Source organism: uncultured Candidatus Kuenenia sp. (genome assembly GCF_900696675.1).
Taxonomy (GTDB): domain Bacteria; phylum Planctomycetota; class Brocadiia; order Brocadiales; family Brocadiaceae; genus Kuenenia; species Kuenenia stuttgartiensis_A.
On record NZ_CAADGZ010000198.1, the window covers coordinates 1 to 3,983 of the forward strand.

At 38.5% G+C, this 3,983-nt stretch carries 3 protein-coding genes; all 3 read left to right on the top strand.

The window, feature by feature from the left end; translation table 11 throughout:
• Positions 1-924: 924 nt before the first annotated feature.
• Entirely contained in the window at positions 925-1,764 is an 840-nt protein-coding gene (locus QZT26_RS16690; protein WP_099323954.1) for an SLBB domain-containing protein, read from the top strand.
• A 180-nt stretch (positions 1,765-1,944) separates the two neighbouring features.
• Entirely contained in the window at positions 1,945-3,618 is a 1,674-nt protein-coding gene (locus QZT26_RS16695) for a polysaccharide biosynthesis tyrosine autokinase (RefSeq protein ID WP_295103750.1), read from the top strand.
• 125 nt (positions 3,619-3,743) lie between these two features.
• The coding region (locus QZT26_RS16700; protein WP_295103753.1) for a hypothetical protein at positions 3,744-3,983 on the top strand (240 nt) is incomplete at its 3' end.

Genomic DNA, 3,983 nt, shown 5'->3' on the forward strand with positions numbered 1-3,983 from the left:
CTTCATCGAAATGGTGAATCTCCTTTCAGGTGTTTTTTGTTATCAATATACCGCCGAATACCTTGGAAATCCTACCATTTCAATCCTATTCCTGCAACAAGGCTTTGCCTTGTTTGCAGGATTTAGGTATCATTAGAATTTGTTTCGTATTTCGAATTTCACCTTATTGTGACAATTCATTTAGAAAAAATCCGTAATTGCGCAAATATTGCGTTTAAAAAAAGAACAAAATTTGTTGTTACACAAATTATAGTATTGTAAACCTAAGTAATAAGACTTTCTTTACTTAGGTATTTTGTAGAAGAAATATTTTCCAATAGCAACACATATCAGCATACCATTCGTTCCAATACATTTTTCAAAATGCAGGGTTATAGTAATAACATTCACTTCGTGGTATTGTATACAATCGCGCAATTTTTGCATAAGAATACTTTTCTAAAACCATTTTTTTTAAGTGTATCTTGTCTGTATGCCATATTATTTTTTATGTTGATTCTCCACTATTTAACAGGCCTTCTCCTGTGGATATACTGCTAAAACTACTGCATACATTATGCAGTTTGTATTATAGAGAGTGCGCTTGGCAAAATAATGGAGAATCATTATTTTATTTTAAATTTGTATTTATCTTCTTATATCTTTGGCAGTTAGCAATGGAATCGTAACATCCGATACGGACTTTTTGGTCTTTTGTTTGCTATCAGTAAAACATCATATTACCGGCGCAAGATAATTGTGATTTACGAATTGCTTTTCAAAGACGCGGAGAGAAACCAATATGGATGCCGTAAGTTCCCTTTGAAGATGGCTAAAAAAAGGCGGCCCAATATCATACTCAACTTGCAAAGACAGAGGAATTGTGCGAAGCGGTGAAAGCTTAAAAAGCAATGTCATTGCATATTTTATTTAAAGGAGGTAGCGATGTTTAAAAGCTTTTTGGTAGTGTTATTTGTATTTTTCAGTCTATTTATTATATCGAAAACAAATTATGCAGATGAGCCTAGGGAACAATATACTGTAAATGTGGATGATGTTCTTCAAATAATCGTACAGGGGCATGAAAGCCTTAGAACAACAGCTCCCGTGACGTCAGATGGAGCTATATCTTTTCCCTATGTTGGTGTCATTTATGTTAAAGGGATGACGCTGCCCGATATCGAAAAGGAACTCACAAAAAGCCTTACTGGTTACATAAAATATCCTGTTGTGTCCGTATCATTGTCAGAGTCTAAAAGCATTAATTATTTTGTGTATGGTGAGGTTAAAAATCCCGGAAGATTTGTACTTGAGGATGATATTACCGTACTAAAGGCCCTTTCGACAGCTGGAGGCATAACTCTGGACGGCCTTTATGGAGGTGTAAAACTCAGACGTAAGCTGAAGGACAATAAGGAATATAAGGAATTCATTATAGACCTTAAAAATACAAAAGAAAGCAGTACGAACATTGATATGCACCTTGAGGCTGGGGATATATTGGTAGTAGAAAAGAGCAGATATTTCTTTGTGTATGGCGAGGTAATGAGACCCGGCAAATTCACACTTGAGGATAATATGACAGTCCTTCGGTCAATTTCCATGGCAGGAGGCTTTGCAAAATATGGTTCTCCTGACAGGGTTAAAATCCTTAGAATAGTCCCTGGCAAACCGGGATATGAAAGCATTAAAGTAGACGTTAAAGGCGCCATGAAAGGAGACGTCGGCAAAGACATCCTATTAGAGCCGGATGATATAGTGGTTGCAGCAGAAGGAATACTTTAGTGTTTTAAATATTTTATTATTTCAGGCTAATGCTTAATTGCATAAGCTGTCGATAATATACTTGTGCCCGAATACCTGTGTCTTCGCTTATTCCAGTGCTTTGTATACTATCGTTTATTATCGCAAATAAAAGCACTCGTTAAGATTACATTATTAATTGCTAAGCACTATGGAGGGAATGTGAATTCAAATTTAAGTACATTGCGGGATTATTTGCGGGTCGTATTCAGACACAAAGCGGTAATTATAACCACATTTATTACTGTTATAATAAGTGTCTTTGTCGGCCTGGAACTCATGACACCTGTTTATGAGGCGCAGGTTAAAATACTTGTTTCTGCACAAAAACAAATTGATTCTCCTTATTATAGAGGTTTTGGTGCTTATGAACAATCCGAAGCATCTCTTACTCAGAGTGAGATTGTAATTTCTAATCCCGTAATCGAACGTGCAGTAAGGGCGCTTAATCTTCACGAGCGCCCGCCTGACTATGAAAAGAATTACTGCTCTTCACTTAAAGCGTACTTGATAGATTTAAGACTTAAGATGTCGAAGTTGAAATCAGATATTGTCTCATCCGAAAATGAGTCCCTATCTTATAGTGATTTGAATGATAATCGACAAATCAGAATATTGCATACCAAAGGTGAGCTGGCAAATCCTTCCGGTAACATACATGAACAGCCATATGCATTCCGTAAGGCGGTTGAAAGACTCAAAAGAAATATCATTGCAGAACCAATAAGGGGCACCTTGTTATTTACAATACACGCTACCGATTTCAACCCGCAATCTGCAGCTATGATTGCCAACGTAGTAAGCCGCTCGTATATTATCTTTGATCTTGAACAACAATTGGCAGAACTTCAGCTAAAATATGGGGAAAAACAGCCAATTGTTGTACAATTAAGAGAAAATATTGAAAAGTTGACCCAAAACCTTACTGGTGCAACGCTTCCTGATATAGAGGCAATAGGCCCGGCAAGCGTCAAAATTATTGAACAGGCCCTGGTACCTCTTCGCTCAACGAGTGATAAGAAAAAAATATCCATTGTCCTCGCCTTCTTTATGAGCATATTCCTGGGAATTATGTTCGCCTTTGGACTGGAATATATTGACCATACATTCAAATCGCCGCGAGATGTTGAGACATTCTTGAATTTGCCACTTTTAGGCGCTATTCCAAAAAAATGGTTTAGAAATAAATCATTGCTCCGCAACACTAAAAAAGCAACTGTTTTGAATTCGTCCTATCATGACCTCTCTGACCAGATATATCTATTGATGAAAGATAAAAAGCTAAAGGCTCTTTTGATAACCGCCGTCTCTCATTTGGAAGGTTCTACCACCATAGTTGCAAACATCGGCCTTTCCCTTGCGAGAGAAGGCCATAAGGTACTGGTTATTGATGCGAACCTGAAATCCCCGGAAATACACGAAATGTTTAAGATTCCGAATAAATCCGGCCTTACGCACGTACTCGAAGGAAAAATTGCACTGGAAGAGGCTATCAAAGAGATAGATTGCAACCTGTCGGTATTAACTGCCGGCAACACAACACTTAACCCCACGCTCCTTTTTGATTCCACACGTATGGCCAATACCATAAAAGAAGCTAAAGGAAAATATGGGTTTGTCTTTGTTGACTATGCGAATTTAAGAAATTCTCACGATGCGGATATACTGAGTTCTTCATTAGATGGAACAGTCCTGGTAGTAAATGAAAGCAAGACCAAACATCCCGTAATAAAGGCGTTAATTGCACCTCTGGTACAAAAAAAGGCCAATATAATTGGCGCCATTTTAAATAATCGCACCTTTGTTATACCAAGGATACTTTATAAGAGGCTGTAGAGGGGACGCTATAGTATTGGCACAAAATACCTATACTATACCTAAGCTGGCATAGCCGGAACTAAACAAGCATGAGATAAAAGATAAGAAACACGAAGCACGAATTCCCCCACCAAAGAGGGAAAATGCCCCCCCGCTGGCGGGGGCGCAGGGGGTGGTTGTCCCCCTTTGGAGCTGGGGATGACCCATATTTTTTGCTGGACACCGTGTTAACCGTATGTTACACTGTGTACATGCTTAGAGTAGGAGGTCGAATATTTTCAGATGATGTAATAAAGCGTTTATCAGAAACTATCCAAAAGGAACCGTGCCTATCGCGTCGTAAACTGTCGCGTCTGGTATGCGAATGGATGGACTGGAGGAAT

Excerpts from the sequence above, each read along its gene's own strand:
- QZT26_RS16690 (WP_099323954.1), top strand. The coding sequence starts at position 925 with ATGTTTAAAAGCTTTTTGGTAGTGTTATTTGTATTTTTCAGTCTATTT.